This is a genomic window from Thermomonas sp. (genome assembly GCF_029945965.1).
GTDB lineage: Bacteria > Pseudomonadota > Gammaproteobacteria > Xanthomonadales > Xanthomonadaceae > Thermomonas.
In genome coordinates, this window is the sequence record NZ_JAQSDO010000012.1 from 209297 (window position 1) to 235633 (window position 26337).

Consider the following 26337-nt stretch of genomic DNA (forward strand, 5'->3'; position numbering starts at 1 on the left):
CTGACGCAGTGCAGCATGGATTGCAGGCGTGAACTCTCCTGCTGCATTGCGTACCGGAGGAATGGCTGCCGCGGCACCCGCACCCGTGCAGGCCACTGGCCGCTGCCGACCCGGCACTACCTCGGCGCCGCGCTATTGGAAGCAGGCCTTGTCGATGACGCGCGCCAAGCTTTCCTGCAGGACCTGACGACTTATCCGGGCAACGGATGGTCACTGTTCGGGCTGACAGAGGCAGAGCGCCGTCTTGGTCACGCCGATGCTGCACATGGCGCAGCGCGTCGGCAGGCTGACGCATGGCAGTGGGCGGACGCGCCGCTCACTGCCATGCGCTACTGACGCTCAGTAGGCGTACTCGCGGAACACCGGGTCCACGCTGCCGTTCCACGGGCCGCTGAAAAGCGCCAACTTGTGCTCGGCCGGGGTCAGGCCGGCGTCAGCGATTTCCATCAGCGGTTCGATGAAGCTGGTTTCGTCGGCGCCGCACTCATCGGCCCAGGCACGCCGGCGCAGGCCCGCATGCGCGATCTTCAGCGCCTCGACCGCAAGCTCGCGCAGGCTGCCATCGCGGAATGGCGTGCGCAGCGCAAGCCGCGGCACGTCATCGCGCAGTTGATTGCGCTCGGCAATGCTGAAGTCCTTGACCAGGTCCCACCCGGCATCCAGCGCGGCATCGTCATAGAGCAGGCCGACCCAGAACGCCGGCAACGCGCACAGCCGGTTCCAAGGGCCGCCGTCGGCGCCGCGCATTTCCAGGAACTTCTTCATCCTGACTTCCGGGAAGGCCGTGGTCATATGGTCGTTCCAGTCAGTGAATGTCGGCAATTTGCCGGGTAGCACGTCGAGCTCGCCGCGCATGAATTTGCGGAACGACTTGCCGGCGGCGTCGATGTACTCGCCGTCGCGATAGGAAAAATACATAGGCACATCGAGCAGGTAATCGACATAACGCTCGTAGCCGAAGCCATCCTCGAACACGAAATCGAGCATGCCGGTGCGGCCTGCGTCGGTGTCGGTCCAGATGTGGGAGCGATAGCTCAGGTAGCCGTTCGGCTGACCCTCGGTGAACGGCGAATCGGCGAACAGCGCGGTGGCAATCGGCTGCAAGGCGAGTGACACCCTGAACTTCTTGATCATGTCCGCTTCGGATGCGTAATCCAGGTTCACCTGCACCGTGCAGGTGCGGGTCATCATGTCCAGGCCGAGGCTGCCGACCTTGGGCATGTAGTCGCGCATGATCTTGTAGCGTCCCTTCGGCATCCACGGCATCTCGTCGCGCCGCCATTTCGGCTGGAAACCCATGCCGAGGAAACCCAGCTGCAACTCGTCGGCGACCGCGCGAACCTCGCGCAAATGGGTGCCGACTTCCTTGCAGGTTTCGTGGATGCTGGCCAGCGGCGCACCGGACAGTTCCAGCTGGCCAGCCGGTTCCAAAGTGACGGAGGCCATGTCCTTGGCTAGCGCGATGACGCGGCCGTGTTCCTCAATCGGCGCCCAACCAAAACGGGTCAGGCCCTTGAGCATTGCCTCGATGCCACGTTCGCCATCGAACGTCGGTGGGCGCAAGTCGTCGAGGCGGAAGCCGAATTTCTCGTGCTCGGTACCGATCCGCCATGCCTCGCGCGGCTTCTCGCCCGACGCCATGACCTCGACCAGTTGCCGATAGTCGGTGATCAGGGTGTCGTTGGGGCTCGCTGGTCCGGACATGGGTGGCATCGCATAGGGGGTGCCGCAGCATAGCCCGCTGCATCCGCCGGCACAGTGCGTTTGCCGGTCTTCAGTGTTGCGCCAGCGGTATCACGAGCGTCTTGGGCAGCCCGCCATCGTGGCTAGATCTCAAGCCAGCGCGACACCACCGAGCGCAATTCGTCCACGCCCAGCTTGGACTCGCCGGAGAAGGTCTGCACGCTGACGCTGTCGCCAAACGGGCCGGCGAGTTCCTTGCGCACCGCGTGCAGCGTCTGCGTCTGCTGGCCGCGGCCGAGCTTGTCGGCTTTGGTCAGCAACGCGTGTGCCGGCATCCCGCGGCGCAGCGCATAGCCCAGCATCTGCAGGTCGTATTCCCTGAGCGGATGGCGGATGTCCATCACCACCACCAGCCCGGCCAGCGCCATGCGGCTGCCGAAAAAGCCATCCAGGAACGCCTGCCAGTGCGCCTGCAGGTCCTTCGGGACCTTGGCGTAGCCATAGCCGGGCAGGTCGACCAGATACTTGGCTTCATGCGGCGGCAGGCCGAAATACACCAGTTGCTGGGTGCGCCCGGGGGTCTTGGACACCCGCGCGAGCGCGTTGCGCTGGCACAGGGCATTCAGCGCCGAGGACTTGCCGGCATTGGAGCGACCGGCGAATGCGACCTCGCGACCGCCGTCTGGCGGCAGCTGGCGATGGGTATGCGCAGCTAACAGGTAGTCAGCGCGATTGAACGGATTGGGGACGGCCATCCCGCTAGGATGCCACGCCTGCGGTTTGACCGCCCCGCGTGGCGCGACGATAATTCGACGTTGTACGGCCGCGTGCGGCCATTTGTTCATTTGGAGCTGTTGCATGCGCCCTGCCCGCGTTTACGCACTTGCCGGTCTTGCCAGCCTTGCGCTGGCAGCGGTTGCCTATGCCCAGAGCACCCCGGTTGCAGTGCCGGACAATGCTCCGGTGCAGGCTGCGCCACTGGACGAAAAGCCGGCCACCTGGGGCGATGCGACCGCCGGACAGACCAAGGCTGGCACCTGTGCTGCCTGCCACGGCCTGGACGGCAACCCGGCCGACCCGCAATACCCGCGCCTGGCCGGCATGCCGGAGCGCTACATCGCCCAGCAGCTCGCCCTGTTCAAGCATGGCGAGCGCACCAGCGGCATGGCCGCCATCATGATGCCGTTCGCGAGCATGCTCAGCGCGCAGGACATGCGCGACGTGGGCGCTTGGTTCGCCTCGCAACATGCAAGCGCCGGGATTGCCGATGACACCACGATTGCCGCTGGCCCCAACCAAGGCATGAAGTTCTACGAAGTCGGCCAGCATTTGTATCGCGCCGGCGACCCTGCCCGCGCCATTCCTGCCTGCATGGCCTGCCATGGCCCGTCCGGTGCTGGCAATCCAGGCCCAGCGTATCCGGCCGTGCATGGCCAGCAGTCAGCCTATGTGGTGCGCCGGCTTGAGGAATATCGCGCTGGCACCACTACGGCCAAGGACGTGGCCCATTTCAAGCTGATGGCGAGCGTGGCCAAGTCGCTGACCGACGAGGAAATCCAGTCGCTGGGCAGCTATGTGCAGGGTCTGCATGCACGCGACACCACATCCTCGCAGCGCAGCACCGGCCACTGATTGACGAACAAGGGCTTCATCCTGCGTTCGCCGACCTCCGGGCAAGCTCTCCGGGTCATTACCTATCCGTTCGAGGCTTCGCTGATGCGCGCACTGAGGTTCTTCCTGCCCCTACTGCTCGCCTTGGCCCTGCCCGCGCATGCGCAACAGCCGGCCGCCTTGCCGGGACTGACCGAAGGCGACCAATACACCGCGATCGAAGGCGGCAAGCCATTCCTGCCGCAACCGCCGGGCAAGATCGAGGTGGTCGAGGTCTTTGCCTACTGGTGCCCGCACTGCGCGCACATGCAGCCCAAGCTCGAAGCCTGGAAGCCAACCTTGCCGAAGTCAGTGGCGGTGTCCTACATGCCTGCGGCGTTTTCCCCGGACGATCCCTTCATGCTGGGCTACTTCGCCGCCGATGTGGCCAAGGCAGTTCCGCTGACCCACGCGCGCATGTTCGCAGCCATCAATGAAACCGGCGAGCTGGCCAAGAATTCAACGCTGGATCAGGTCGCGGCGTTCTACCTGCACCAGCCCGGTGTCGACGCCAAGGCCTTCAAGGCCGCGCTAGCCGACCAGGCCAGCATGGGCAGGAAAATGCTGGCCGCGCGCGAGTTCCAGATCCGCAGCAAGATCCCGGGCACGCCATCGATGATCGTGGATGGCCGTTACCTGGTGCTCGGCAACAGCTATGACAGCCTGCTGGCCAACACCCGCAAAGTCATTGATGCAATCGCCAGCAGCCGCAAGCCGGCTGGCAAGGCGCCAACCAAACCCCGTTCCTGAAACTGGATACCGCCATGAACGCTCGTTTCGCCCTGCTTCTGATCGCACTGTTGCCGCTGGCCGCCTGCAAAAACGAAACCCCGGCACCCGTCGTCGACGCGCAAACCACTGATGCTGCCGCTCCCGCGGCAAAACAGGCCAGCGCCGAGGATCCGGAAGCCAAGGCCAAGGCCGAAGCCGCGGTGCAAGCTGCAGCTGAAGCTGCGGCGAAGTCGCCGCCACCGATCACGGGAACCGACTACGCCGAAATTCCGAACGGCCATCCGTTCGATACCACCGATGGCCGCATCGAAGTGGTCGAAATCTTCGGCTATGTCTGCCCGTACTGTGCGGCCGTGCAGCCCACCGTAGGTGCGATGAAGGCAAAGTTCCCCAGCGACGTACACATGGTCTATATCCCGGCGGCATTCGGCTCGGTGTGGGACAACTACGCGAAGGCTTATTACACCGCCGATGCGATGGGCCTGGTCGACAAGACCCACGAGGCAATGTTCCGCGCCATCCATATAGACAAGACGCTGAAGGGCGAACTCGGCAACGACACGCCTGAAGACATCGCCGCGTTCTATGCGGGCTATGGCGCCGACCCGAAGCAGTTCGTCAGCAGCATGGCCAGCTTCGCCATCGCGGCGAAGGTCAACCGCGCACGCCAATGGGTCGTGGCCGCCTTCGGCGACGACCGCGCCACCACGCCGACCTTCATTGTCAATGGCAAGTATCGGATCAAGGGCAAGTCTATGGATGACGTTTTCCGCATCCTCAACCAGCTGATCGTCGCCGAACGCACCAAGGCCGCGGCTCCGGCTACACCGACCGAAGCGACACCGGCGACCGCACCCGCCGCGTCCTGATGCAAACCTGGCAGCCGGCATGAACACACGGCGGCTACGCCTGCTCAGCGCCAACATCCAGGCCGGTTCAAGCACGCGCGGCTACCACGACTACGTTGCGCGCAGCTGGTCGCATGTATTGCCCACCGGCAACAAACGTGGCTCGCTGGACACGATCGCCGAACTGGCCGGCCAGCACGACATCGTCGGCCTGCAGGAAACCGACCCCGGCAGTTTGAGATCCGGCTTCACCAACCAGACCCACTACCTGGCCGAACGCGCCGGCTTCGCCTACTGGAGCCACCAGCCAAACCGTCGCATGGGCGGCGTGGCCTCCAGCGCCAACGGCCTGCTCAGCAAGCTTGAACCACACACGGTCGAGGACCACGCACTACCGGGCCGGGTCAAGGGTCGCGGCGTGCTGTTGGCGAGCTTCGGCGAAAGCGAAAGTGCCCTGACGATTGCGATTGCCCATCTGTCGCTGGGCGCACAGTCGCGGCGCTCGCAGCTGGCCTTCATCGCTGAACTGTTGTCCGACCATCCGCACGCGGTGCTGATGGGCGATTTCAACTGCGATCCGGACCAGCCAGAGATGCAACAGCTTTACGCAAAAACGAAACTGCAACCGCCGCTCGCGTGTGTGCTGACCTTCCCGTCCTGGCGCCCGCAACGCGCGATTGACCACATGCTGGTGACGCCCGCGTTGTTGGTGGCGTCAATGCAGGCGATGCCGGCCGCGCAGTCCGACCACCTGGCGCTGTCGGTCGAACTGGACGTCCCGGAAGCCGCACTGCGCTGATCGCACGTACGCAAAAGTCCTGGCCAGATACGTCAAAAAAGTTCAGGAATGCTCGGCTATAGTTGAACAATGAACATCGTCACCTCGTCCTTGCTCGCAGCGCTTTTAGGCACGACCTGCCTGGTCAGCGGCAGCGCCATCGCACAATCCCCGCTCGCGCCAAAAATTCAGGTTGCGATGCCGGACACTGGCCTGCGCAGTGCGTTCGAAGCCGCCGCGCGCGGACAACTTGATGACGCCACGCGCGCCACTTACGCAACGCATCCACTGGCCGGCTGGCTGGAGTACACCGCCTTGCGGCGCGACTTCGACAGCTTGCCGGTGGAACGCGGCGCGGCTTTCCTGGCGAAATACCGCGGGCAACCGGTTGCCACGACGTTCCGCAATGAGTGGCTGGCTGCGCTGGCCAAGCGCCAGGAGTGGCAGGCCTTCCTCGCCAACTGGCAGGACGACATCGACGACACCACCCTGCGCTGCATGCAACTCAACGCACGCATGGCGCTGGGCCGCACCAATGCGGCCTGGACGCACGACGTGCAGGCAGTCTGGCGCAGCAGCGGGCGATCGCTACCGGATGCCTGCGACGGCCCTTTCGCTACTCTTGCCACGCAAGGCGGATTGACCGCTGCGCTGCGCTGGGAACGCATCGATCTCGCAGCCGGCGAAGGCCAGTCCGGGGTGATCCGCGCGATTGCCAATGGACTGGATGGCAACGACGCGATACTGGCCAATCGCTACGCCGCCTACCTCGATGCGCCCGACGCTTCTGCGGCGCAGTGGCCGAAAACGCCACGCAGCCGATCGGTTGCATCGGCGGCACTGGCCAAGCTGGCGAAATCTTCACCAGACCGCGCCGAAACCCTGCTGCCCGGCATCGCCGATGCGCTGGGTTTCGACGAAGCCCAGCGCAGCGCCGTGCTGTACCAGATCGCGTTGTGGACGGTGGCGTCCTACCTGCCGGATTCCACACGGCGACTGGCCGCGGTGCCGGCTTCGGCCTATGACGAGAAACTGCATGAATGGCAGGCACGTGAGGCCATGTCGCGCAGCGACTGGCCGTCAGCACTGGCAGCGGTCCGCAAGATGGGCGATGCCCAGCGCGACGATTCGCGTTGGCAATATTTCGCCGCACGCACCAGTGAATTGACCGGCGATGCCGCTGGCGCGCAAGTGCTGTACCGGCAGGCCGCTCAGGCCGCGGATTTTTACGGCTTCCTCGCGGCTGACAGGTTGCAACAGCCCTACGCGCTGTGTCCGTGGACGCCACGGGTGACGGCAATGGACAAGGCAGTGGTTGCCCGTGACCACAGTCTGATCCGCGCGTTGCAATTGTTTTCGCTGGGCCGAAAAGGCTGGGCGGTACGCGAATGGAACGATGCACTGTCGCGCTTCAACGACGCGCAACGCCGGATCGCAGTGGAAGTTGCGCAGGACAACGGCTGGTTCGACCGCGGCGTGTTCGGCCTGGTCAATGTCGGTGGCCAGCGCTATCCGGACGAGATCCGCCTGTACCAGCTGCGTTTCCCGCTGCATCACGACGCCAGCATCCGCCGCGAGGCCGCGCGCAACAACCTGGATCCGGCCTGGATCGCGGCTGAGATCCGCGCCGAGTCCGTGTTCGATCCAAACGCACGCTCCAGCGCCGATGCGCGTGGCCTGATGCAGCTTCTGCCGGGCACCGGCGCTGCCGTGGCAGCGAAGATCGGCGTGCCGTGGAAAGGCGGCGAGAGCCTGTATGACGCAGACACCAATATCGTGCTCGGCAGCGCCTACCTGCGCCAACTGCTGGACAAGTACGGCGGCAAGCCCTACCAGGTGATCGCCGGCTACAACGCCGGCCCGGCGCCATTGAACCGCTGGATGTCGCAGCGCCCGACGATGGCTCCGGACTTCTGGATCGAGACCATCAGCTACATGGAAACCCGCGACTATGTGGCGCGCGTACTTGCCTTCAGCACCGTGTACGACTGGCGGCTCAATGGCGATGCGCTGCGCCTGTCGGATCGCCTGCTGGGCCGTACCAATGGCCCGCGCAAGCAGTTCACCTGCCCGCAGGCCGAACCCGCCAAGCCGGCAGCTCCCGCTGCTGCCACGCCAGCAAACAAGCCTGCGTCGAAATCGCGCCGACGGCACTGACGCAGACGACCAGTCAGGCATCATCGACGAATGACCACGGCACAACTTCCCGAAAATGCACAGGTCTACCTGGTCGGTGGCGCGGTGCGTGACCGCCTGCTCGATCAGCCGGCCGGCGACCGCGACTTCGTGGTCGTGGGTGCCAGCATGGAGCAGATGCGCGATGCCGGTTTCCGCCAGGTCGGCCGCGACTTCCCGGTGTTCCTGCACCCACATACCGGCGAGGAATATGCGCTGGCCCGCACCGAGCGCAAGTCGGCGCGCGGCCATACCGGCTTCGTGGTGCATGCCGATCCGTCAGTGACGCTGGAGGAGGATCTGCGCCGGCGCGACTTCACCATCAATGCGATCGCCGAAGCGGCCGACGGCAGTCTGGTCGATCCGTTCGACGGCGCGGCCGACATCCAGGCGCGCGTGTTGCGTCATGTTGGCGATGCCTTCGTCGAGGATCCACTGCGGGTATTGCGCGCCGCGCGCTTCATGGCCCGCTTCGCACCGATCGGTTTCACAATCGCACCGGAAACATTGGCGCTGATGCGGCAGATCGCGCACGAAGGCGAACTGACCGACCTGGCCCCGGAACGCATCTGGCAGGAACTGGCGAAAGCACTCCGCAGCAAGCGACCGTCCGCCTTCCTGCGCAGCCTGCGCGATGCCGAAGCGCTGCGCGCAATCCTGCCGGAAGTCGATGCGCTGTACGGCGTACCGCAACGCGCGGAATACCACCCGGAAGTCGATACTGGCGTGCACGCCGAACTGGTCTGCGACATGGCCGCAGCGCTTGCTCCTGGCGACGATCTGATCGGTTTCGCCGCCCTCTGCCACGACCTCGGAAAATCACTCACTCCAGCCGCCGAACTGCCACGCCATGTGATGCACGAACAACGCGGCATCGATGCAGTGATTGCACTCTCCACGCGCCTGAAGGTGCCGGCCGAACATCGCGAACTGGCGGTGATCGCCTGTCGCGAACACCTCAACGTGCATCGGCTCGACGAGCTGAAACCCGCGACGGTGCACGCGCTGATCGCGCGCTGCGACGGCTTCCGCAAACCGGCCCGCATCGACCAGCTGGCTACCGTGTGCGAAGCCGACAATCGCGGCCGCACCGGGTTTGCTGATCGGGCCTATCCACAGGCGGACGAACTGCGCCGCCTGCACAAGATCGCGATGACGGTGCGCAGCAGCGATGTCGCCGAAGGGTTGAGCGGACCCGCGATTGGCGAAGCCCTCAGCCGCGCACGGATCGTAGCGATTGCCACCGCTAAATCGGGTGCCGCGGGCTCAGAGTCGACGGTCCAGCCGTAGCAACGCATCGCGCCATGGCGTGAAGGCAGTCGCCAAACCGATCAACACACCTATCGTGTTTGCCAGTGCATCCTGCCGATCCAGCATCCGGCCCAAACCCATTTGTCCCTGCAGATATTCAATGCCGATACCCATCAGCACCAGCATCACGCACACGAAGGCCCACGACAGACGGCGCACGAACAATTGCACCGCGCCAGCGGCGAGCAAGGCATAGGCGCCGAAATGCTCGAATTTGTCGAAGCCGGCCGGCACCTTCGGCAGATCATGCGCGGGCACCAGCGAGCCGCTCACAACCGCCGCGATCACCAGCACCCACAAACCCGCCCATAGCCACGGCTGCCGGAACGGCTTGAGCGAGCGGCCGAAACGTCGCTTGGATGCACTCATGATAGGCGGCTCACAGCCGATGACTCAGGTCGCCAACCAGGAACGCCGCGCCCAGTTCAACGCCACGCTGGAAGCCGATCGCCTGGAAACGTTCGCCCATCTCGTTTGGCAGGGTGAGTTGCTTGACCTGCGTACGCAGCGCATGGCGGGCGATATCGTCGGCAGTACGCGATTCGGCCAGCGCGAGATTTTCCTGCAGTCGATTGCCGATCAGGAAACTGGCCTGTGAGCAGTAGCCGACGAAATCAAAACCGGTGCCGGTGCCGGCCTCGGCCAACGCGGTGAAATCCACCGATGCAGTGATGTCCTGCAAACCGGGATATGCGTGCACGTCGCCGACCAGATGATGCTGGCGGAACGCGCGCAAGGTGCCATCACTGCGTTGCGGTTGGTAGTACTCACTGCGCGCATAGCCGTAGTCGATCAACAGCATCGCGCCATCTTTCAGCCCACCCATCACAGCCTGCAACCAGTAGGGCAATTGTGCCAACACCTCGCTGCGATAGCCCTCGGCGAAAGGCTCCGGCAGCTGGCGTTCGACGTGCCGCACTGCGGCGGCCAGCATCGGGTCGGCCGGGCGATCGGAGCGGACAAACCTCCCTTCACCATCCAGTGCCACGTGTTCCTCGAACACCTCGCCATCGCGGATCACGAAGCGTGGCGTGGGCAGTGCATCGATCACTTCGTTGGCGAACAGCACGCCATTCCACGGCTCATCCGGGGGGCCGTCCAGCCACGCCACCAGCTCGAACAGCAATGGCGGCAAGCGCTGATGCAATCGCTCGCGCTGACGTTCTCGCAGGTCGGCGCTCGGTTCCAGGATCGCGTAGCGTGCAGGCAGTGCGTCATTCGCCAACAACTTCGCCAATGCGATTTCCGCGAATGCTCCGCTGCCACCGCCGATCTCGACAAACTCCGCATCCGGCCCGAGTTGCTGCAACACCGGCGTCACCGCATCGGCCACACATGCGGCGAACAAGGGCGAGAGCTCCGGCGCGGTCACGAAATCGCCGGCCGGCCCGAACTTCATCGCACCGGCGCTGTAGTAGCCGAGGCCCGGTGCATACAGCGCCATCTCCATGAATTTCCAGAACGGCAGGCTGCCGCCGGCAGCGATGATCTGTTCCTGGATGCGTGCGCGCAGGTGCTCGCTGTGGGCCAGCGCGTCGGCGTCTGGTTGTCGTAGCGAGAGTTGTGGCGCGAGTCGTGGCATGGATGGACGTGGCGTGGTCATGATTCAATGGCGTTCGACAAGTGCGCAGGATACCGCCACCCATGACCGGGCCCGCCGCAACATCCATCAAGGTCGCACTGATCACCGGCGCCGCCCGCCGCATCGGTGCGGCGATTGCACGGCGCCTGCATGCCGATGGCTACAACCTCGCACTGCACTACCGCTCATCAAAAACCGAGATGGATGCCTTGCTGGCGGAGCTGAATGTCGCGCGCCCGGACAGCGCGATCGCCTTGCAAGCCGACCTGGCCCAGTTCGACCTCTTGCCAGAACTCGTTGCAAAAACGGTGGGACATTTCGGCCGGCTGGATGCACTCATCAATAACGCATCAGGCTTTTATCCCACGCCAATAGGCACCGCTACGCCAGCGCAGTGGGACGATCTGTTCGCCAGCAATGCGCGTGCGCCATTTTTCCTTGCACAAGCAGCCGCACCGCACCTGCGCGCCGCGCGAGGCGGCATCGTCAATCTTGGTGACATCCACGGTGAAAAGCCGCTCGCGGACCACCCGATTTATTGCATGGCCAAGGCCGCACTGTTGATGCTGAGCAAATCGCTGGCACTCGAGCTCGCGCCGGAAGTGCGGGTCAATGCGATCGCCCCCGGCGCGATCCTGTGGCCTGACCATCACACCGATGAAGCCGCGCAGGCCGCGATCCTGGCGCGGCAGCCACTGCCGCGCCTGGGTTCAACGGAGGAGATCGCTGCCGCCGTGTCGTGGCTACTGAACGATGCCAGTTACGTGACCGGTCAGACCCTGCACGTTGATGGCGGACGCACGCTGGCGTCCTGAACCCTCACTTAGCTTCGCCGCAGTCACTTGGCGACGCGAATCACGAGAGCGCATGACGCTCACATCTTGCGCTGGAACGCATCCTGCAACAGCATTCCGTCGAAACCCTGCGGCGTGTCACCGGCAACGGCATAGCGATACAGGGCAGCCGAATAGATGCCCGACAGCGCCGACTGCACCAGCGCGGTCACGATCACCGCCAGCACCACGCCCACGCTCATCGCAACCGCCAATGCGGTCAAACCCTAGCTGGCCAGGAACACCACGATGCCGCCACCGACCAGCATCAGCGCGACGTTGAACAAGCCCAGTACCAGCCCGATGCCACCGTTGCCGATGATGTTCTCGCCCCAGGTCTGCTTGAGCAGGCTGGCGCTTTCCTTGACCGCATCGATCGGGCCGACCTCGCGCGCCACCAGTACCGGCACCGTCAGGAAGGTCGCCGCAGTCCAGGCCACACCGATGAAACCGATCACGATCCGGCCCAGGAAACCGGCACGCTCCTCGAACGCACGCAGGATCAGGCCGACCGTCGCCGCGATCGCCGCGTAGCCCAGGATCTGCTTCCACTTGCCGCGCGCGATGCGCAGGCCATCCGAGACAGTCGGATCGCCGCCGTCCAGGCGGATCATCGCCGCTCCGACCAGCGCCGAGTTGAAGAAGAAAATCACGAAGTACTGCACCAGATAGAAGGCGAAGCCCCACACATACAGCTCGATCGAGCGGCGACCGTCTTCGAGGTGGTCGAACAGTCCAAGGCCGAACATGGGCAGCACGAATGTCGCTGCGACCATGATGGCGGCGATCGACGCAACCAGCGGGAACACCAGCAGTTCCTTGTCCGTACGGAGCACCTGGAAACTGGTCTTGGTCAGTGCCCAGCTGCGTTGGAATCTACCCATGGTCGTTCTCCGGTGGCGGTTGCGTGGATTGTAGGGAATGACGCGTCGAATAAGGCCTGTCAGGCCGGAATTCTGCTTGTATCGCCCTGCTGCGCCCAGCGCGGATCGTCATGTTCTGGATGCGCCTTCCAAAGCTGCGCCAGCGTACGGCCGCTGCGCGGGTCGACCAGCCTTGGCGCGAGATCGACCAGTGGCTTGAGCACGAAAGCATCCCGCAGTTCATCGCGCGGGATCTGCAGATGACCCGAACCCTCAAGGATCAGGTCGTCATAGAACACGATGTCGATATCGAGTGGCCGGTTGCCGAATCGCGGTCCGCTACGATCGCGTCCGTACGCATCCTCCAACGCATGCAACCAGTCGTTCAATGCCTGCGGATCGAGGTCGCTGTCGATCCCGGCGGCGGCATTGAGGAAATCCGGCCCGTCGAATCCGACCGCAGCCGTGCGATACAACGCCGACACCACCACGTTGTCGTATCGCGCATGCAACGCCGAAATTGCCGCGCGCAGGTTGGCCTCTGGCGCGATGTTGCTGCCCAAGCTGAGCCAGGCGCGGCCTGTCGATTTCGGAAAATGGGTCATGGAAAAGGGGGCAGAGTGACTACCTGCCGACCATCTCAACTCACTCGTGAATCCTGGTCAGGAAACTTCACTCTGACCCCTTTTCAATGCCGGCAGGCTGCGGGCGCTTCAGTACCCCGGCCAGGTCCGCACCAGTCGGCTGCTGGAACAGACGCAGCCCGAACTCGGGCAGGATCGCCAACAGGTGGTCGAACAGGTCGGCCTGAATGCCTTCGTAATCACCCCAGTCCGTGGTGTCGGCAAAGCAGTACACCTCCATCGGCAACCCGGTCGGCCCTGGTGCCAGCTGCCGCACCATCAGCGTCTTGTCCGCTGTGATCAGCGGATTGGCCTGCAGGTAGGCGGTGACGTAGGCGCGGAAGCTGCCCAGGTTGGTCAGACGCCGGGTATTGACCGGCTGTTTCGCGGCGTCGCCAAGCTTGCCGTTCCAGTCCAGCAGCTCCTCGTGCTTGTGGTGCAGGTACTTGTCCAGCAAGGCAAACCCGGACAGCCGCGCGCGTGTCTCCTCGTCGAGGAACCGCACCGAGGCCTGGTCGATATAAAATGACCGCTTGATCCGCCGACCACCGGAATCGCTCATCCCGCGCCAGTTGATGAAACTGTCCGAGACCAGCCGATATGTCGGCACCGTGACAATAGTCTTGTCGAAGTTCTGCACCCGCACCGTGTTGAGCGCGATGTCGACGACATCGCCGTCCACGCCCAGCGACGGCATCGTGATCCAGTCGCCGACGCGCAACAGATCGTTCGAAGCGATCTGCACGCTGGCAACCAGCGACAGGATGGTGTCCTTGAACACCAGCATCAGCACCGCGCCCAACGCGCCCAGGCCAGACAACAACAACAGCGGTGAACGCCCGATCAACACTGCGACCACCACGATCGCCGCCAGCAGGAAGACCAGCAGCTTGCCCAGCTGCACGTAGCCCTTGATCGGTCGCCCGTGGGTGTCGTACTGGCGCTCGTAAATATCGTTTGCCGCCGACAGGAACCGGCTGATCCCGCGCGCGACGAAAAACACGATCAGTACGATCAGCACCTTGCGCAGCAGGCCCACCGCATCGTCAGGCAGGGCCGGGATCGCAGCGATGCCCAGGTACACCACGATCACCGGCGCCAAATGCGACACCTGGCGCAACACGCCGCGTGCGATCAGGGCATCGTCCCAATGCGTGGTGGTCGCCTCGACCATGCGATGCACAAGCCGTGGCAACAGCTTGTGGCTCAGCCAGCCAACCAGCAGCGCGAGCAGCAACAGGCCACCCAGCACTATCCAAGACTGCATGGCGCTGTCGCCTGCGAAAGTGTTCCTGAATTCCTGCAGAAAATCCGGCATCCGCGGATTCTAACGGATGCGGTCAGTCGGCCTTGTCTTGACCAGCGCGTCCTCACCACAGCGCGCGCGCTCGATGATCACGCCTACCGCACGCGCACCGCGCACTGCACCGGGCTTGCTGAGCTTGAGTCGGACTTTCGACACCTCGAACTCATCGAGGATGATCTGTGCGCAGCGCTCGGCCAATGTTTCCACCAGGCCAAACGAGGATTGCGAAACAAATTCGATCAGACGCTTGCTGACGTCCTTGTAGTTCAGGGTCAGGGCGATGTCGTCAGCCGCAGCCGGAACACGGTTGTCGAACGCCATTTCGATATCGAACACCAGCGGTTGGCGAATCCGTCGCTCCCAATCGTAGATCCCGATCAGCGTGTCGATCTGCAGCCCTTCGATGAAGACGTAGTCAGTCATGGCAACAGGATAAACGAGGGATCGACAATGAGTGATGCGGCAAGACCGTCGGGTATTCGCGTAGCGGCATTTCGAGCCGCGTAGCGAGTGCCCGGCGGTAGGCGCCGCATCAGCCCGCGAAAAACAAAAATCACAACGCCGGCAGCGTCGCCATGTCCCAACGCGGAGTGACATGCACCACGGCATCGTCATGCTGGCCGGCCTCAAGCCGCAACGCGCCGGCGAACGCGATCATCGCGCCGTTGTCGGTGCACAGCGCCGGACGTGGGAAGCAGGCGCGGCCGCCACGCTGGGCCGCCATTGCGTGGAGGCGCTCGCGCAGGCGCTTGTTGGCGCCCACGCCACCGGCTACCACCAAGGTATTGCAGCCAGCCGCGTCCAGCGCGCGTTCGCATTTGATCGCCAGCGTATCCACCACCGCATCCTCGAACCCGCGGGCGATGTCGGCGCGGGTTGTGTCGGACTTGTCGGAATCACGCCAGGCCAGCAGCACCTGCGTTTTCAGCCCGCTGAAACTGAAATCCAGCCCCGGCCGCTTGGTCATCGGTCGCGAGAACTTGAACACGCCCGGCGTGCCGGTTTCGGCCAGGCGCGCCAGCTGCGGCCCACCCGGATACGGCAGGCCCATGAGTTTTGCGGTCTTGTCGAAAGCCTCGCCAGCGGCATCGTCCAGGGTTTCGCCGAGCAGTCGATAGCTGCCGATGGTGTCCACTGCCACCAGCTGTGTGTGGCCGCCGGAGACCAGCAGGGCCACGAACGGCGCATCGGGAGGGTCGTCCTCCATCAGAGGTGCCAGTAGGTGGCCTTCCATGTGGTGCACGCCGATCGCCGGCAGGTCCAGCGCCCATGCCAGCGAGCGCGCCACCCCGGCGCCGACCAGCAACGCCCCGACCAAGCCCGGTCCGGCCGTATAGGCCACACCGTCCAGCTCATCCACGCCCAGCCCGGCCTCGGCCAGGGTCTGCCGGATCAGTGGCAGCAGCTTGCGCACATGATCTCGGCTGGCCAGTTCCGGCACCACCCCGCCGTATTCGGCATGCAGGGCGATCTGGCTGTACAGCGCATGCGCGCGCAACCCAGCCGCACCGCCAATGGCGGTGTCGTAGACAGCAACCCCGGTTTCGTCGCAGGAGGACTCGATTCCAAGCACTTTCATGCCCGTATCTTGCAACGGATCAGACCCCGCTGCTATCATCCACGGCTCGCCCGGTGCGTTCGGGCAGATCCCAGAACAGAGATTCCACGATGCCAAGCGTCAAAGTCCGCGAAAACGAACCATTTGAATTTGCCCTGCGTCGCTTCAAGCGCACCTGCGAGAAGGCCGGCGTACTGGCCGAGACCCGCAAGCGCGAGTTCTACGAGAAGCCGACCCAGGAGCGCAAGCGCAAAGCCGCTGCTGCGGTGAAGCGTCAATCGCGCCGTACCTCGCGCGACGTCACCAAGCGCCAGCGCCTGTACTGAGCGCAGTTTGCTTGTGCTTGAAGCCGGCACGCGCAAGCGTCGCCGGCTTTTTGCGTTTCCAGTCTTTCAGGAATTCCTCGAGGGATATTTTCTTGCGGATATTCCAGCAAAACCCCCACGAAACTATCCGGAGCACACGATGAGCCTCAAGGCCCAACTCACCGACGACATGAAGACCGCGATGAAGTCTGGCGAGAAGAATCGCCTGGGCGTGATCCGCCTGATGCTGGCCGGGATCAAGCAAAAGGAAGTCGATGAGCGCATCGAGATGACCGATCCGCTGGTGTTGGCCGTGCTGGAAAAAATGGTCAAGCAGCGCAAGGACTCGATCACCCAGTTCGAAGCCGCCGCGCGCGAGGACCTGGCCATCATCGAACGCTACGAGCTCGGCGTGATCGGAACCTACCTGCCCGAAAAAATGGACGAAGCCGCCATCCTGGCCGCGATCGATACCGCGATGGCCCAGACCGGTGCTGCCGGCGCCGCCGACATTGGCAAACTGATGGGCGTGCTCAAGCCGGCGCTGGCCGGCCAAGCCGACATGGGCCTGGTGTCGAAGCTGGTCAAACAGAAGCTGGCTGGCTAAGCCAATGGCGTCTGCCCTCATCTCAACTGTGCAGCCCTGCGTGAAACTGCACTTCGCCCGCCGCGGCGACGCGGCGCTGGTGTTGGCCTTCATTCGCGAACTGGCCGACTACGAGAACCTGCCGCACGAAGTCCTAACCGATGCCGATAGCCTCGCTGAATCGCTGTTCGGCGAAACGCCCGGCGCCGAAGTGGTGATCGCCGAGGTCGAGGGCATGCCGGCCGGATTCGCGCTGTTCTTCCACAACTATTCGACCTTCCTGGGCCGTCGCGGCCTGTACCTGGAAGACCTGTTCGTGCGCCCGACGTATCGCGGCAAGGGCATCGGCCGGGTGCTGATGGCATTCCTGGCCAAGCTCGCGGTCGAGCGCGACTGCGGCCGCTTTGAATGGTCGGTACTGGACTGGAACACCCCCGCCATCGACTTCTACCGCAGCCTCGGCGCCCGCGGCATGGACGAATGGACCGGCCAGCGCGTGACTGGCACGGCCCTGCACGCGCTCGCCGCGCAGTTCGACAGCGCGATCCACTGACCGCGCCGCGGCCGCTCTCAGTAATAGTATTGCGCGCATGGCCCGCATCCCCGACGCCTTCATCGACGATCTGCTCGCCCGCACCGACATCGTCGAGGTGATCCAGGCGCGTGTCCCACTGAAACGCCAGGGCAAGGAATTCGCGGCGCGCTGCCCGTTCCACGACGAACGGTCGGCATCGTTCACGGTGTCGCCGACCAAGCAGTTCTATCACTGCTTCGGCTGCGGCGCGCACGGCACCGCGATCAGTTTCGTGATGAATTACGACCGCCTGGAGTTCCTCGACGCGGTCGATGAGCTGGCCAAGCGTGTCGGCATGGAAATCCCGCGCGATACCCAGCAACGCAACGCCGATCCTGATACCCGCGACATCTATTCGGTGCTCGATGCATCCGCTGGATTCTTCCGCGCGCAATTGACGGCCAGCGACAAGGCGCGTGCCTATGTCGAGGGTCGCGGCATCGATGCCAGCATCGTCGAGCACTATGCGATCGGTTATGCGCCCGATGGATTCTCGGCATTGCGCGATGCGCTCGGCACCGACCCGCGGCGCATGCAACTGCTGGAACGCGGCGGCATGTTCTCGAAGAACGATCGTGGCAACGTCTACGACAAATTCCGCGACCGGCTGATGTTCCCGATCCATGATCGCCGCGGGCGCGTGATCGCGTTCGGTGGCCGCATCATCGATCCAGAGGACTCGCCGAAGTACCTCAACTCCCCGGAAACTCCGCTGTTCCACAAGGGCCGCGAACTGTACGGCTTGTGGCAAGCGAAACAGGCCAATCCGAAGCTGGAAAGGCTCGTGGTGGTCGAGGGTTACATGGATGTCGTGGCGCTGGCCCAGTTCGGCGTCAGCCAGGCCGTGGCGACGCTTGGTACCGCGACCACGCCAGACCACGCCGAGCTGTTGTTCCGCAACGCGCCGGATGTGTATTTCTGCTTCGATGGCGACCGCGCTGGCCGCGCCGCTGCGTGGAAGGCGCTCGAATCCGTGTTGCCGCGCATGAAGGACGGTCGCCAAGGCTATTTCCTGTTCCTGCCCGATGGCGAGGATCCGGATTCGATCGTGCGCAAGGAAGGCTTGGACGGCTTCGATACGCGCCTGCGCGAAGCCATGCCGCTGTCGGAGTTCTTCTACAACTCGCTGTCGAGCGACGTGAACCTGTCCAGCCTGGACGGCAAGGCGCGCCTTGCTGAGCGCTGCAAGCCGCTGCTGGCGCAAATTCCCGATGGCGCCTTCGGCGACCTGATGCAGCAACGACTGACCGAACTGACCGGCGTCGGCGCGCGTGGCAGTGCGCCACAGACGCATGTGCCGACACAGCGTGCACATCGCGCTTCCGCGAGTAGCAGCCAGAAGCCCAGCCTGGTCCGCAGCGCGATCCTGCGCCTACTGCATCAACCGGCATTGGCGCTGGAACTGCAGCCGCCGTACCGCTTTGCCGCGTTGCGCCAACCCGGCATCGACCTGCTGTCGGAAATCATACTGCTGGTGCGCGAGAGGCCCGAAATCAGCACCGGCGCCCTGCTCGAACATTTCAACGAACGTGATGAAGCACCGGCACTGCAGAAACTGGCGGCACAAACCCTACCTGGTGAAGAATCAGCGCAACGCATCGAGTTCATCGATGCCATCGCCCAACTCGAAAAGCAGCTACTGCAACAACGCGTGGATGAACTTCAACAGCAACATCGTGAGGGCACGCTGGATGAAGCAGACAAACAGGAAATGCGCGACTTGCTGCAGGCCCGGTTGCGACCCTGATCAGGCGTGACATCTGGCCCGCGCATGGATTGCGCGTCGCGCTAAGCTGCATCTTCCATCTGGCTTGGTAAGCCCCGCATGTCGCATCGCATCGTCCTTCGCACTGCACTCGTGCTTGCGCTCGCAACCGCCCTGCCCGCCATCGCGCAATCTGACATAAAGCGGGAAACAGTTGGCAACCGCACCAGCGAGAACATCCCGGCAATCCCTGCGACCTTGCTCGACCAGCTCAACCGCTACCAGAACTTCCGTGGCGCCGACCTGGCCGGATGGACCCGCGACGGATGCCTGCTGATCAGTACGCGTTTTGCCGAGACCGCGCAGGTACACCGCGTCTGCCACCCGCTGGGCATGCGCGAGCAGCTCACGTTCTACCCGGAACCCGTGGCCGGCATCACCCCGGCGCCGGCCAAGGCTTGGCGCGACGGCTTCGTGTTCGCCAAGGACAAGGGTGGCGACGGGTTTCCCCAGTTGTACTGGTTCGATAACGCGACTCGTACCACCACTCTGCTGACCGACGGTGACCGCAGCCAGAACGGCGACACCACCCTCAGCCGCGACGGCGGCTTGATGGCCTACACCAGCACCGCGCGCAACGGCACCGATCACGATGTCTGGGTACGCGATACCCGCACTGGCAAGGCACGCGTGCTGGTGACTGCCAGTGGCAGTTGGAGCGCGACGGATTTCTCGCCGGATGGATCACAGTTGCTGGTGATGAAGGACGTGTCTGCCGCCGAGTCTTATCCCAGCGTGGTCGACGTCGCCAGCGGCAAGCTCACCTTGTTCCCGATCGATGGCGGCAAGGCCGCGTTCGGCGGCTTCACCTTCGCGCCGGACGGCAAGGCGGTCTATTTCGTCTCGGATGAACCGCTGCAAGGCAAGCCGCAGGAATTCAAGACGCTGCGCTTCCACGATCCTGCAACTGGCAAATTCGAAGTCCTGACCGCCAATATTCCGTGGAACGTGGAAGAGTTTTCGATCACCGATAATGGCCAACACGTGGCCTTCGTCAGCAATGAAGACGGCATCAGCAAGTTGCACGTGCTGGCACTGCCTTCGCATCGAGAAATCAAACTACCCGCGTTGCCGCTTGGCGTGATCAGCGGGCTGGCGTTTTCGCCGGAGGGCGGGCGCCTGGCGCTGACCCTAAACAGCGCGACCTCGCCCAGCGACGTGCAGGTGATCGACCTCGCGGCATCCACCGCGACCCGCTGGACTGCCAGCGAAGTTGGCGGAATGGACGCCTCGAAATTCGTGGCGCCGACACTGATCCGCTATCCAACCTTCGACAAGGTCAATGGCGCGCAGCGCACCATTCCCGCGTTCTTCTACAAACCTGCAACACCGGCCAAGAACGGCAAATACCCGGTGGTCATCAGGATCCACGGCGGCCCGGAGGGCCAGGCCTTGCCCGTCTTCACTACTGATATCCAGATCACGACCAACGAGCTTGGCGTCGCCGTGCTGGTGCCCAACGTGCGCGGCTCATCGGGATACGGCAAGACCTACCTGTCATTGGACAACGCCGCCAAGCGCGAGGACTCGGTCAAGGACATCGGCGCGCTGCTTGACTGGATCGCCACCCAGCCGGACCTCGATGCCAGTCGCGTCGGCGTGATCGGCGGCAGCTATGGCGGTTACATGACGCTGGCCAGCCTGACCCATTACAGCGACCGCATCCGTGCCGGCGCGGAGCTGTACGGTATCTCGAATTTCACCAGCGTCCTGAAAAATACCGAGAGCTGCCGACGCGACCTGCGCCGCGCGGAATACGACGACCAGCGCGACCGGGCGATGAACGCCGTGTTCGAGCGCATCTCGCCGCTCAACAACGTGGCCACGATCAAGGTGCCGCTGTTCGTGGCGCAGGGCCGCAATGACCCGTGGGTCCCGATGTCGGAAGCCGAGCAGATCGTCAAGGCAGTACGTGGCAACGGCCAGCCAGTCTGGTACGTGCTGTTCGCCGACGAGGGCCACGGCTTCCGCAAGAAAGCCAACAACGATTACTTCAATGCGGCGACGATGCTGTTCTGGCAGCAGTACCTGCTGAACTGAGCCCTACAGCCGCATTTCGACGACGCGCTGCTCATCGCCATCCGGGAGTGCTCCGAAGGACCAAAAGTGCTCAATTGCCGGGCGCACGATGTCCAGTGATGTCGATGCGCCTTGGCGTGGGCCGAAGCGCCGACGATTGTCGGCCTGCAATTTCAGGATGCGCGCGTCCTGTTCGACTACCCGGCGCAGCAACGGGCCCGCCAACAGGCGCACGGCCCAGGCCGGTGCCCAGCGCCCGGCCACGTGCACGCAGGCGAACACATCGGTTTCTTCGGTGGTTATCGGCGTGAAGTGCAGGTCGAACGTGATGCGGCTGCCATTGGCATAGCCGTATTCCAGCCGGATGCTGCCTGGCGTGGCGAAATGCGCACGCTCCAGCGTGCGCCTGGATTCGAACAATCGGTACAGAAGGCCGGACTGCGGCGCATCGGATTCGAAATCAACCTGGAAGCCATCGCGATTGGCGGTGTAGGTGGCCGTGACCGAGGCCCGGCGGCCTTCGCGGCGCACCAACCCGGGATGCACGAAATGCGTATGCACCGGGTCCAGCATGTTCTCCATCGCGTCCACCACGTTGGCTTGCAAGCGCGTGCGCCACGACAGCCGCCGGGTAGATGCATCGGCAAGTTCGACCAACGCATTCGGTTGCACTTCGCCGGCATCGCCGGGACGTACCCAGATGATCCCATCGCGCTCGCATGCGGCGAACGCGCGAACGCCAACCTTGGGCAACGCCGCTTCGTCCGGCAAGCCGGGCACCGCGCACAGTCGCCCGCTGTGATCGAACGACCAGCCGTGGTAAGGACAGGAAATTTTCTCGCCATCCACACAGCCCGCAGAGAGCGGTGCTTGCCGATGCGGGCAGCGATCTTCCAGCGCGATCCATTCGCCCGCGTCGGTGCGCGCAAGTGCGAGATGCACGCCGAGCAGGGACACGGCAACCGGGCGACGGGCAATGTCGCGTGCCAGCGCCACGGCATGCCAATGCCCGTGCAAGGCTGGATGCCAGTCGGTCATAGCGCGAACCTGCGCAATAGCGGCGCACCGATCCGGCACGTCGCCGCGGACAACATCCTGAGCGCGGCGCGGGTGCGCCTGGGCAGGTGGCACGCGAACACCATGCTGTATTCGATCGCCGGTTGACCGCCACGCAGGCGCTTGAAGCTGGCAGCACCGGCGCTGAAGTTCAACCGCCAACCGCGTTCCATGCAACGGCGATAGGCGCAGGCCGTCGCCAATCGGTACAGGCCCGCTCGGCGGGGCTGGTGGGTGTCGTAACCGACGATCGGTGCAGTGGCGATATCTGCCTGGCGGAACAGCCCCACTACTGCCGACAAGCGGCCATCAGCCTGGCGGAATCCCTCGAATTCAAGCAGGCCTGCGCGATGCCACGCACGCAGGAAATCTTCGCCATAGATCGGGTTGGCGCGTGAATATTTTTCGATGTAAAGCAGTGCATAGAGTTCGGCGATGCGCAGGTAATCGGCATCGCCGATGCTGTCATTCGCGGCATGCCGCAGCGGCGTCTTGCGCAACATCGCCAAGTCGTGCCGAAGGTTGCCATGCCGCGCCGACAACGCTGCGAAGCGGTCGTACAGATAGACCTGCCGGGTAGCGACCGGCAGGCAGCCACGTTCGCGCAGCGCGATTAACCAGTTGGGGGTATCGCACGCATTGAGCGAACGGAACCACAGCCCATGCCGCGGCCAGCGCGCAACGGCTTCGTCCAACAGCTCCGGCAGTGCCACGAGGTCGAGCGCCGGGTACAGGTTGGTCGACAGCAGCCAATTGTTGATCGACGCGGCGCGATCCAGACCCGCGCATGCGATCACATTGCCAAGCAAGCCTGGCAGCATGCGGCCCAATGGCGCCAATGCGCGCGGCAGATAACGCTCCGCTTCTTCACCGGCACAATCGGCATAGGTCGTGCGCGGCGAGCAGATCCAGCCATCACCCGTCTGCCCGTCATGCACGGTCACCGGCAGCGGGCCGGCGCCGGTCTGCAATGTCACCACCCGCGCATGCACATTTGCGATCCATGCCTGGGTCGCCTGCCCTGCATGGAGTTCGGCGAACGCGCCGGCACGCAGCGCGAAGTCGCCCGGATCGATATTGTCGGCAGCATTCACGGCGACACCGGCGGCAGCGTTTCGCCATCCCATTCGATGTCACGCGTTGCGGCCTCGCGCACGCTACAACGACGCTGCATGGCCAGCCGAACATACGACGCGAGATCAGCCATTGCGCCCACCTGTGGCGCGCGATCACCAGCAATCGAAATCACATCGTCGGCGCGCTTCCAGTCTGCACGCCACTGCGCGAGCCGGCCCGAACGCAACGCGCCTGACAGGCCAGCGGCCAGCATCACCGGCACGATCATGCGTGCGCGCCCATGGCTTGTTTCGTACGCGTCGCGTTCGCCATTTACATCGATATCGCCCAGCAACGCCGCCGGTACATCGACATACGGTGCGAACAGATGCAGGCCACTGGTAGCACGCGGATTGCATTCCAGTGCCACTGCACGGTCATCACTGCCGACGATCCAATCGAATGAAATCTGGCCGCTGTAGCCGATGCCGCGCACCAGCCGGGCCACTGCATCACCAATACCCGGGTTCTCGACAGGATCGAAGTAGTAACTCGAACTGCGACTCAACCGATAGGCCGGGCGATACGTCATATGCGCCAGCAAGCGTCCGCCTTCGGCAATGGCGTAGGAGCACAGCTCGTCGCCTGCGACGAATGCCTGCACCACCCATGCACCCAGGGACGCGAGCTCGGGCGCATCCTCGGGAATGCCGGCCGGATACAGGCGCACGTGTACGCCAAAGCGCGAGTATTCCGGCTTCAGCACCACCCCACGGCCACCTGCCCACGCACGCGCTTCGGCCAACGTGTGGATCAGTGCGCTGTCCGGCACCGGCATGCCATGCGTGCGTGCAAGACCGGCGAATTCCCATTTGCTGTGCAGCGCGCGTAACCGGTCGAAGTCATCGGCCACCACATGCAACTCACGTGGCAAGGCGGCGCGATGGCGCGCGAGATGGAACACTTCCTCACACGTCGGCAGCAACAAGTCGATGCACTGGTCGCGCACGATGCGCCCGAGCTCGACGACGAATCCGCGCGGATCGAAACGCGGCGGCGGCAAGGCATGGCTGGCGGTCACTGCACTTGACCAGCCAGTAAGTCGGCACGGGATGCTGTCGGCCACATGCACCCGCCAGCCACGCGCATGAAAGCGGCGCGCATGCTCCAGTGCCGCGGGCGCACGTCCGCCAAGGATGAGCACCGTGCGGCTCATGGTGCGGCTTCCACGCGAGGCCGCCATTCGCGGCAATGCGCCGGCACGATGCGCACGTGGGGCGCACTGCACTGCAGGACATGCAATTTGGCCAGCGTCGCGCGATAGGCGTCGGTGTCGCCAAGCCAGGCGGTGACAAGCACTGGAGGCGGTGTGTTATCGCGGATCGATTGGCTGGACCAGCTGGCGTCGGCGATCAAAAACACCGGACCGTGCGCATCGTGGAACAACAGGCCGAAGTGGCCTGCCGCATGCCCCGGCAATGCAACCAGCAACGCGCTGCCATCGCCGAACAGGTCATAGGCATCATCGAAGCCGTCGAACGGAGCCTCCAGCGACATGCGCTCGCAGTCCTCGAACCAGCGCAGGTTCGCTGCTTCGCGCGCGTCGAGCAAACGCGGCAACAGTCCCTTTCGCAACGCACCGAATCTCGAACGCGTGTGCAGGTCTTGCCAGGCCTCGCGCGCGCAAGCCATGCGCGCCTCGGGAAAATCGGCCAGCCCGCCGACATGGTCGCCGTGCATGTGCGAGATCACTACCCAACCAATTTCGGAAGGATCGATACCGTCCACCTTGAGTTGCGCTGCAAGCGATTGCGCGGGCTGCAGATGCACCGGCGTTGCCCATCGATAAAGGCGTTCGGGGAATGGCGTCGTGGCCGCGAGGAAATGTACCGAATAACCGGTGTCGAACAGCAAATAACCGTGCTCGGGATGCCGCAGCAAAGCCACCAATGCAGGAAACTGGCAAGGCGTCAGCGACGCACCACGCCGCGTGGCCAATTCCGGATGCGTGCAATACCCGGCTTCGTACAGCCGCCACTCAAGCGTGGTCATGGGTCTTCCACCATCGCGCGTAGCGAGCCAGGCCGGCATCAATCCCCATGCTCGGCGCGTACTGCAGTTCGCGCGTTGCACGGCTGATGTCCAAGGTCTGCGAGTAGCCGATCACGCCGACACCGTAGCGTGTCAGGCGCGGTTCCGGGCAACCTTTGCGCAGGTGCGCCAAGCGTTCCGAGAACGCCGCGATTGCCAGCACCGGCATGCGCGGCAAGGGGACGAGCCTTGGGTGCAGTCCCAATGCATCAAACAGTTGCTCCAGCAATTCACGCACGCGGATCGGGGTGCCATTGCTGACGTTGTAGGCGCGCCCGTTGCCGAGCAAATCGGCGTCCACGCAATGCGCCACCAGCCCGGCCAGGTTGTCGACGTGGGTGACGTCGATCAATGCGCGGCCAGCATCGACCAGCGGGAACCAGCCACGCGCGGCCAATGCCAGCAGGCGCGGCAGGATCGCGCGGTCGCCCTCGCCGAATACTGCGCGTGGCCGCAGGATGACAGTCTGCAGCTGGCCGTCAGACGCGTCGCGCACCCGGCATTCGGAATCCCATTTGCTGCGCGCGTACTCGGTGATCCAGTGTCGTGGCGGCTGGAAGTCCTCGCCCACGTCGAACTGGTCCCGGAAACGGAAATAGATGCTGGGCGAGCCCATGTGCACGAAGCGGCGCACGCACTGGCGCCGCGCCGCATCCAGCAGGCGTTCGGTGCCCACGACATTGGCCTTGCGGAACGCTTCAACATGCCCCCAAGGCGATGACAGCGCCGCACAATGAACCACTACATCGCAGCCTGCAAGCACAGCATCCAGCGGATCGTCTGCCAGGTCTGCGGGCATCACGCAGGCAACCACGCCATCCAGCGTGCGCATCCTGGCCGCATCACGCCCGGTCGCCACGACCCGGTGGCCATCGGTCGCCAACCGCCGTGCAACATGTGCACCGATGAAACCGGACGCACCGGTCACCAGGATCCGCGCCAT

Annotated in this window: 26 protein-coding genes and 1 pseudogene; 13 read left to right on the forward strand and 14 right to left on the reverse strand. The window is 64.1% G+C overall.

Annotated elements, in window-relative coordinates; genetic code table 11:
• Nucleotides 1-15: 15 nt before the first annotated feature.
• Nucleotides 16-336, forward strand: coding sequence for a hypothetical protein (locus PSV05_RS06060; RefSeq protein ID WP_300062999.1), 321 nt, complete (start codon nucleotides 16-18; stop codon nucleotides 334-336).
• A 3-nt stretch (nucleotides 337-339) separates the two neighbouring features.
• Here PSV05_RS06060 and PSV05_RS06065 read toward each other — a convergent pair whose 3' ends face one another.
• Nucleotides 340-1704: a glutamate--cysteine ligase gene (locus tag PSV05_RS06065; protein WP_300063002.1), complete on the reverse strand. Its 1365-nt coding sequence runs from the start codon at nucleotides 1702-1704 to the stop codon at nucleotides 340-342.
• 122 nt (nucleotides 1705-1826) lie between these two features.
• Nucleotides 1827-2438 carry a ribosome biogenesis GTP-binding protein YihA/YsxC gene (gene yihA / locus PSV05_RS06070; protein ID WP_300063005.1) on the reverse strand — a complete coding sequence of 204 codons (612 nt, stop codon included), beginning with the start codon at nucleotides 2436-2438 and terminating at the stop codon, nucleotides 1827-1829.
• Nucleotides 2439-2541: 103 nt separating this feature from the next.
• Between yihA and PSV05_RS06075 the strand changes: the two genes are divergently transcribed.
• The 6 genes from PSV05_RS06075 to PSV05_RS06100 all read left to right on the forward strand — a co-directional run bounded on the left by PSV05_RS06075 (nucleotide 2542) and on the right by PSV05_RS06100 (nucleotide 9156).
• Nucleotides 2542-3315: a c-type cytochrome gene (locus tag PSV05_RS06075; protein WP_300063008.1), complete on the forward strand. Its 774-nt coding sequence runs from the start codon at nucleotides 2542-2544 to the stop codon at nucleotides 3313-3315.
• Nucleotides 3316-4083, forward strand: a complete 768-nt coding sequence (locus tag PSV05_RS06080; RefSeq protein ID WP_300063011.1) for a thiol:disulfide interchange protein DsbA/DsbL — start codon at nucleotides 3316-3318, stop codon at nucleotides 4081-4083.
• 14 nt (nucleotides 4084-4097) lie between these two features.
• Nucleotides 4098-4934, forward strand: a complete 837-nt coding sequence (locus tag PSV05_RS06085) for a thiol:disulfide interchange protein DsbA/DsbL (protein WP_300063014.1) — start codon at nucleotides 4098-4100, stop codon at nucleotides 4932-4934.
• Between the two features lie 19 nt (nucleotides 4935-4953).
• Nucleotides 4954-5712, forward strand: coding sequence for an endonuclease/exonuclease/phosphatase family protein (locus tag PSV05_RS06090; RefSeq protein ID WP_300063017.1), 759 nt, complete (start codon nucleotides 4954-4956; stop codon nucleotides 5710-5712).
• A 69-nt stretch (nucleotides 5713-5781) separates the two neighbouring features.
• Nucleotides 5782-7848, forward strand: coding sequence for a lytic transglycosylase domain-containing protein (locus PSV05_RS06095; protein WP_300063020.1), 2067 nt, complete (start codon nucleotides 5782-5784; stop codon nucleotides 7846-7848).
• A 30-nt stretch (nucleotides 7849-7878) separates the two neighbouring features.
• On the forward strand, nucleotides 7879-9156 hold the full coding sequence (locus PSV05_RS06100) for a multifunctional CCA addition/repair protein (RefSeq protein ID WP_300063023.1): 1278 nt from the start codon (nucleotides 7879-7881) through the stop codon (nucleotides 9154-9156).
• On the opposite strand, the gene PSV05_RS06105 is transcribed toward PSV05_RS06100, so the two are convergent.
• Nucleotides 9133-9546 (reverse strand): VanZ family protein, encoded by a 414-nt coding sequence (locus PSV05_RS06105; protein ID WP_300063026.1) that lies wholly within the window; start codon nucleotides 9544-9546, stop codon nucleotides 9133-9135. The genes PSV05_RS06100 and PSV05_RS06105 overlap by 24 nt on opposite strands.
• Before the next feature lie 10 nt (nucleotides 9547-9556).
• Nucleotides 9557-10780 (reverse strand): SAM-dependent methyltransferase, encoded by a 1224-nt coding sequence (locus tag PSV05_RS06110; RefSeq protein ID WP_300063029.1) that lies wholly within the window; start codon nucleotides 10778-10780, stop codon nucleotides 9557-9559.
• A 41-nt stretch (nucleotides 10781-10821) separates the two neighbouring features.
• On the opposite strand from PSV05_RS06110, the gene PSV05_RS06115 reads away from it, so the two are divergent.
• Complete coding sequence (locus PSV05_RS06115; protein ID WP_300063032.1) at nucleotides 10822-11574, forward strand: pteridine reductase; 753 nt, start codon at nucleotides 10822-10824, stop codon at nucleotides 11572-11574.
• A 59-nt stretch (nucleotides 11575-11633) separates the two neighbouring features.
• Here PSV05_RS06115 and PSV05_RS06120 read toward each other — a convergent pair.
• From PSV05_RS06120 to tsaD, 5 genes and pseudogenes are all read right to left on the reverse strand, one after another.
• A pseudogene (locus PSV05_RS06120) lies at nucleotides 11634-12476 on the reverse strand (DUF6159 family protein).
• Between the two features lie 59 nt (nucleotides 12477-12535).
• A complete protein-coding gene (gene folK, locus PSV05_RS06125) occupies nucleotides 12536-13060 on the reverse strand; it encodes a 2-amino-4-hydroxy-6-hydroxymethyldihydropteridine diphosphokinase (RefSeq protein WP_300063035.1) in 525 nt (174 codons plus the stop codon).
• A gap of 67 nt (nucleotides 13061-13127) precedes the next feature.
• Nucleotides 13128-14345, reverse strand: a complete 1218-nt coding sequence (locus PSV05_RS06130; protein WP_300063038.1) for a mechanosensitive ion channel family protein — start codon at nucleotides 14343-14345, stop codon at nucleotides 13128-13130.
• A gap of 60 nt (nucleotides 14346-14405) precedes the next feature.
• Nucleotides 14406-14807: a dihydroneopterin aldolase gene (folB, locus tag PSV05_RS06135; protein ID WP_300063041.1), complete on the reverse strand. Its 402-nt coding sequence runs from the start codon at nucleotides 14805-14807 to the stop codon at nucleotides 14406-14408.
• A gap of 130 nt (nucleotides 14808-14937) precedes the next feature.
• A complete protein-coding gene (gene tsaD, locus PSV05_RS06140; protein ID WP_300063044.1) occupies nucleotides 14938-15963 on the reverse strand; it encodes a tRNA (adenosine(37)-N6)-threonylcarbamoyltransferase complex transferase subunit TsaD in 1026 nt (341 codons plus the stop codon).
• An 89-nt stretch (nucleotides 15964-16052) separates the two neighbouring features.
• Here tsaD and rpsU point away from each other — a divergent pair, with 89 nt between their 5' ends.
• From rpsU to PSV05_RS06165, 5 genes are all read left to right on the forward strand, one after another.
• Nucleotides 16053-16268 (forward strand): 30S ribosomal protein S21, encoded by a 216-nt coding sequence (gene rpsU, locus PSV05_RS06145; protein WP_182823286.1) that lies wholly within the window; start codon nucleotides 16053-16055, stop codon nucleotides 16266-16268.
• 139 nt (nucleotides 16269-16407) lie between these two features.
• On the forward strand, nucleotides 16408-16854 hold the full coding sequence (locus tag PSV05_RS06150; RefSeq protein ID WP_300063057.1) for a GatB/YqeY domain-containing protein: 447 nt from the start codon (nucleotides 16408-16410) through the stop codon (nucleotides 16852-16854).
• Between the two features lie 40 nt (nucleotides 16855-16894).
• Nucleotides 16895-17386, forward strand: coding sequence for a GNAT family N-acetyltransferase (locus PSV05_RS06155; protein ID WP_300063060.1), 492 nt, complete (start codon nucleotides 16895-16897; stop codon nucleotides 17384-17386).
• 37 nt (nucleotides 17387-17423) lie between these two features.
• Nucleotides 17424-19154: a DNA primase gene (gene dnaG, locus PSV05_RS06160; protein WP_300063063.1), complete on the forward strand. Its 1731-nt coding sequence runs from the start codon at nucleotides 17424-17426 to the stop codon at nucleotides 19152-19154.
• 78 nt (nucleotides 19155-19232) lie between these two features.
• Nucleotides 19233-21212, forward strand: a complete 1980-nt coding sequence (locus tag PSV05_RS06165) for a prolyl oligopeptidase family serine peptidase (RefSeq protein WP_300063067.1) — start codon at nucleotides 19233-19235, stop codon at nucleotides 21210-21212.
• A 3-nt stretch (nucleotides 21213-21215) separates the two neighbouring features.
• On the opposite strand, the gene PSV05_RS06170 is transcribed toward PSV05_RS06165, so the two are convergent.
• The 5 genes from PSV05_RS06170 to PSV05_RS06190 are packed head-to-tail and all read right to left on the reverse strand — an operon-like array spanning nucleotide 21216 to nucleotide 26337.
• Complete coding sequence (locus PSV05_RS06170; protein WP_300063070.1) at nucleotides 21216-22229, reverse strand: aromatic ring-hydroxylating dioxygenase subunit alpha; 1014 nt, start codon at nucleotides 22227-22229, stop codon at nucleotides 21216-21218.
• Entirely contained in the window at nucleotides 22226-23341 is a 1116-nt protein-coding gene (locus PSV05_RS06175; protein WP_300063073.1) for a hypothetical protein, read from the reverse strand. Before PSV05_RS06175 ends, PSV05_RS06170 begins: the two co-directional genes overlap by 4 nt.
• Nucleotides 23338-24519: an ATP-grasp domain-containing protein gene (locus tag PSV05_RS06180; protein WP_300063076.1), complete on the reverse strand. Its 1182-nt coding sequence runs from the start codon at nucleotides 24517-24519 to the stop codon at nucleotides 23338-23340. The genes PSV05_RS06175 and PSV05_RS06180 overlap by 4 nt, the downstream gene beginning before the upstream one ends.
• Entirely contained in the window at nucleotides 24516-25355 is an 840-nt protein-coding gene (locus tag PSV05_RS06185; protein WP_300063079.1) for an MBL fold metallo-hydrolase, read from the reverse strand. The genes PSV05_RS06180 and PSV05_RS06185 overlap by 4 nt, the downstream gene beginning before the upstream one ends.
• Nucleotides 25342-26337, reverse strand: a complete 996-nt coding sequence (locus PSV05_RS06190; RefSeq protein ID WP_300063082.1) for an NAD(P)-dependent oxidoreductase — start codon at nucleotides 26335-26337, stop codon at nucleotides 25342-25344. The genes PSV05_RS06185 and PSV05_RS06190 overlap by 14 nt, the downstream gene beginning before the upstream one ends.

Excerpts from the sequence above, each read along its gene's own strand:
- PSV05_RS06060 (WP_300062999.1), top strand. The coding sequence starts at position 16 with ATGGATTGCAGGCGTGAACTCTCCTGCTGCATTGCGTACCGGAGGAAT.
- PSV05_RS06065 (WP_300063002.1), bottom strand. The coding sequence starts at position 1,704 with ATGTCCGGACCAGCGAGCCCCAACGACACCCTGATCACCGACTATCGG.
- yihA (WP_300063005.1), bottom strand. The coding sequence starts at position 2,438 with ATGGCCGTCCCCAATCCGTTCAATCGCGCTGACTACCTGTTAGCTGCG.
- PSV05_RS06075 (WP_300063008.1), top strand. The coding sequence starts at position 2,542 with ATGCGCCCTGCCCGCGTTTACGCACTTGCCGGTCTTGCCAGCCTTGCG.
- PSV05_RS06085 (WP_300063014.1), top strand. The coding sequence starts at position 4,098 with ATGAACGCTCGTTTCGCCCTGCTTCTGATCGCACTGTTGCCGCTGGCC.
- PSV05_RS06090 (WP_300063017.1), top strand. The coding sequence starts at position 4,954 with ATGAACACACGGCGGCTACGCCTGCTCAGCGCCAACATCCAGGCCGGT.
- PSV05_RS06095 (WP_300063020.1), top strand. The coding sequence starts at position 5,782 with ATGAACATCGTCACCTCGTCCTTGCTCGCAGCGCTTTTAGGCACGACC.
- PSV05_RS06100 (WP_300063023.1), top strand. The coding sequence starts at position 7,879 with ATGACCACGGCACAACTTCCCGAAAATGCACAGGTCTACCTGGTCGGT.
- PSV05_RS06105 (WP_300063026.1), bottom strand. The coding sequence starts at position 9,546 with ATGAGTGCATCCAAGCGACGTTTCGGCCGCTCGCTCAAGCCGTTCCGG.
- PSV05_RS06110 (WP_300063029.1), bottom strand. The coding sequence starts at position 10,780 with ATGACCACGCCACGTCCATCCATGCCACGACTCGCGCCACAACTCTCG.
- PSV05_RS06115 (WP_300063032.1), top strand. The coding sequence starts at position 10,822 with ATGACCGGGCCCGCCGCAACATCCATCAAGGTCGCACTGATCACCGGC.
- folK (WP_300063035.1), bottom strand. The coding sequence starts at position 13,060 with ATGACCCATTTTCCGAAATCGACAGGCCGCGCCTGGCTCAGCTTGGGC.
- PSV05_RS06130 (WP_300063038.1), bottom strand. The coding sequence starts at position 14,345 with ATGCAGTCTTGGATAGTGCTGGGTGGCCTGTTGCTGCTCGCGCTGCTG.
- folB (WP_300063041.1), bottom strand. The coding sequence starts at position 14,807 with ATGACTGACTACGTCTTCATCGAAGGGCTGCAGATCGACACGCTGATC.
- tsaD (WP_300063044.1), bottom strand. The coding sequence starts at position 15,963 with ATGAAAGTGCTTGGAATCGAGTCCTCCTGCGACGAAACCGGGGTTGCT.
- rpsU (WP_182823286.1), top strand. The coding sequence starts at position 16,053 with ATGCCAAGCGTCAAAGTCCGCGAAAACGAACCATTTGAATTTGCCCTG.
- PSV05_RS06150 (WP_300063057.1), top strand. The coding sequence starts at position 16,408 with ATGAGCCTCAAGGCCCAACTCACCGACGACATGAAGACCGCGATGAAG.
- dnaG (WP_300063063.1), top strand. The coding sequence starts at position 17,424 with ATGGCCCGCATCCCCGACGCCTTCATCGACGATCTGCTCGCCCGCACC.
- PSV05_RS06165 (WP_300063067.1), top strand. The coding sequence starts at position 19,233 with ATGTCGCATCGCATCGTCCTTCGCACTGCACTCGTGCTTGCGCTCGCA.
- PSV05_RS06170 (WP_300063070.1), bottom strand. The coding sequence starts at position 22,229 with ATGACCGACTGGCATCCAGCCTTGCACGGGCATTGGCATGCCGTGGCG.
- PSV05_RS06180 (WP_300063076.1), bottom strand. The coding sequence starts at position 24,519 with ATGAGCCGCACGGTGCTCATCCTTGGCGGACGTGCGCCCGCGGCACTG.
- PSV05_RS06185 (WP_300063079.1), bottom strand. The coding sequence starts at position 25,355 with ATGACCACGCTTGAGTGGCGGCTGTACGAAGCCGGGTATTGCACGCAT.
- PSV05_RS06190 (WP_300063082.1), bottom strand. The coding sequence starts at position 26,337 with ATGGCGCGGATCCTGGTGACCGGTGCGTCCGGTTTCATCGGTGCACAT.